The following is a 2,738-nucleotide window of genomic DNA, read 5'->3' on the forward strand; positions in this document are numbered from 1 at the left end:
CGGTTCCCACGCCCGTGCCTCCTACCGGCGCATCGTCACCTCGGCGGTACGCGAGATCGCCGCCCGCCACGGCCTGAACCGTCCGGGCTCACCTCGCGACGCCGGCCGTCGGACGCCCACCGACACCGACGGGCAACTCCACCTCGATCTGCCCACCACCGACCGAACCGGGGCGCACTCACCCGCCTGAAAACCCCGACCACCGGACTCGGTGGACAAACGGTCAAAGAAGGACCCGGGTCACCACTGTTCGATGAGGGGGTCGTCGTGCTCGGCGCGACGCCAGAGTCGGTTGAAGCGCTCCAGTCGATCCCGAGAGGACACACCCACCAGGTTCACGACCTTCTCCTCCCGCAACCCCAGGACCACCACACCCACGACCCGGTCCCCCAACGCCGCGACCATGGCGGGCGCGCCGTTGACCACGGCCGCGTGGATCGACGGCGACCCACCGACGAGCCTGCGCTTGGCCGGGGTCGGTTTGAACCCGGCCCGCAGGTTCGCGGCGACCGGTCCCACACCCGTGCGACGCATCAGTTTGCCGCCCACACCGGCGCCCTCGCTGACCACGGTGGCGTCGTCGGTCAGCAACTCCACCAACCGCTCGGTCCTGCCCGAGGACGCTGCGTCGACGAACGCCTCGACGATGCGCCGCGCCGCCCTACGATCGGCCTCCCCCGCGACCCGCTCCGCCGCCACCCGCCGACGGGCACGGTGAACGTGCTGCTGGCTGGAGGTCTCGGTGATGTCGAGGATGTCGGCGACCTCGGCGTGACTGTAGGAGAACGCTTCGCGCAGCACGTAGACGGCGCGTTCGACCGGGCCGAGACGCTCCATGAGCAGCAGCATCGCCAGGGTCACCGACTCGCGCTGTTCGACGGTCTGGGCCGGGCCCAGCATCGGGTCGCCGTCCAGCAGGGGTTCGGGCAACCAGTCACCGGCCGCACGTTCGCGCCTGGCCTGCGCCGACCGGAGCCGGTCCAGGGCGAGGTTGGTGACCACCTTGGTCAGCCACGCCTCGGGCACGTCGATGTGCCCGGGATCGGAGGTCTGCCAGCGCAGGTAGGCGTCCTGCACGGCGTCCTCGGCGTCGGCGGCCGAGCCGAGGAGTCGGTAGGCGATGGAGGCCAACCGGTCGCGGTTGGCCTCGAACCGTTCGACGGCGACGGTGTCCACGAAGGCCACGTTAGTCGGCGACCACCTTCCCCGCATCGGTGGACGCCGGCCGGATCCGGCGCCGGCGCGTGGGCAGCCCGAAGGTGGGGTGGCCCATGCTCCAGGCGACGGTGCGGAGCACACCCGACTTGACCCGGGTGGCCGCCCATCCCCGCAGCGCCCAGGTCTTGGAGCGGGCCCGGCCGTCGACCACCTGCAAGAGCGCGTCCCGGGAGCCGAGGCTGACGCAGTTGCCCAGGTAGGCCGACGGGACCTTCGGGGGTTCGGTCCCGGTCAACTCGGCGATGATCGCGGACGTGGCCCGCATCCGGGTGAATCCGGCCGAGGCGCAGGACATCGGCAGCGGTCGACCGTGGTCGTCGATGGCGTGGACGCTGTCTCCGGCGGCGAGGATCTCCGGGTGGGAGACCGAACGCATCCATCGGTCGACGCTGATCCGACCCTTCGCGGTCACCGCCAGTCCGCTGTCGGCGGCGATGGGGTGGACGGCGAACCCGGCCGCCCACACGGTCACGTCGGTCTCGAACCTCTCGCCATCGGCTGTGAGGGCCTCGCCCTCTCCGACCTTGGTGATGGTGGTGTGTTCGTGCACGTGGATGCCGAACCGGTCGACGGCCCGGGCCAGGTGTGCTCGGGCCTTGGCGCCCAGCCAACCGCCGAGTTCGTCGGTGGTGGCCAGGGCGACCCGCAGGCGCGGGTGGGATTCGGCGATCTCGGTGGCGGCCTCGATCGCGGTGAGGTTGCCGCCCACCACCAGCACGCGGCCTCCCGGTTCCAGCGCCTCCAGCCTGTGCCGCAACCGTTCGGAGGCGGGCCGTTGGGCCACGTGGAGGGCGTGTTCGCGCACTCCCGGCACACCGTGGTCGGCGATGGTGCTGCCGAGCGTGTACAGCAGGGTGTCGTACTGCAGTTCCTCGGTGCCCGACTCCCCCACCACGGTGACGGTCCGCCGTTCGGCGTCCAGACCGCTCACCCGGGCTATCTTCAAGCGGACGCCGGTGCCGGCGAACATCCTTGCGAGCCCGCGGCGGCGCGGTGGCCGCCCGGCGGCGACCTGGTGCAGGCGCATCCGTTCCACGAAGTCGGGTTCGGCGTTGACGACGGTGACGTGGACGTCGTCCGGGTGCAGGTGACGAGCGAGGTATCCGGCCGCGGCGGCTCCGGCGTAACCGGCCCCGAGGACGATGATGCGGTGTCGCATGAGCTTTCTCCTGTCCGTTCGTGTGCCCCTTGAACGAGACGGCTCGTGTGTTTCTGACAGGAGTTCGATGTGACCTGGACCACATTGTGGCCAGGGGTTCGGATGGAATCGAACCGGCGCCTTGACGATGTAGATTCACCACCGAAGAACCTGAGGTCACCGAACCCTCGTTCCCGGTCACACCCACGCCGACCCCCACCGGCGAGACCGCACCCACACCCCGCGATCCCCACACCTGCACGCGGCGAACACCCACCTCACGCACCCCGGCGGTGGCCCACGCAGGTGTCCATGCCGGCACGCGCCCGCGGTGGAACCCCCGACGAAAGTAGGGGGCCCTCCCCCACTTAGGCGTCGTGAA

At 70.7% G+C, this 2,738-nt stretch carries 2 protein-coding genes and 1 pseudogene; 1 reads left to right on the plus strand and 2 read right to left on the minus strand.

Annotated elements, in window-relative coordinates:
- Nucleotides 1-190: pseudogene (locus K8V84_RS23940) on the plus strand (hypothetical protein); the annotation flags it as partial.
- Nucleotides 191-240: 50 nt separating this feature from the next.
- On the opposite strand, the gene K8V84_RS23945 reads toward K8V84_RS23940, so the two are convergent.
- Both K8V84_RS23945 and K8V84_RS23950 read right to left on the minus strand, forming a co-directional pair.
- The gene (locus tag K8V84_RS23945) at nucleotides 241-1,176 is read right to left on the minus strand and encodes a sigma-70 family RNA polymerase sigma factor (RefSeq protein ID WP_304078847.1); all 936 of its coding nucleotides are present in this window, start codon (nucleotides 1,174-1,176) and stop codon (nucleotides 241-243) included.
- A gap of 10 nt (nucleotides 1,177-1,186) precedes the next feature.
- A complete protein-coding gene (locus K8V84_RS23950; RefSeq protein ID WP_304078849.1) occupies nucleotides 1,187-2,377 on the minus strand; it encodes an NAD(P)/FAD-dependent oxidoreductase in 1,191 nt (396 codons plus the stop codon).
- Nucleotides 2,378-2,738: the final 361 nt, after the last annotated feature.

Source organism: Nocardiopsis listeri (assembly GCF_020741345.1).
Classification (GTDB): Bacteria; Actinomycetota; Actinomycetes; order Streptosporangiales; family Streptosporangiaceae; genus Nocardiopsis; species Nocardiopsis listeri_A.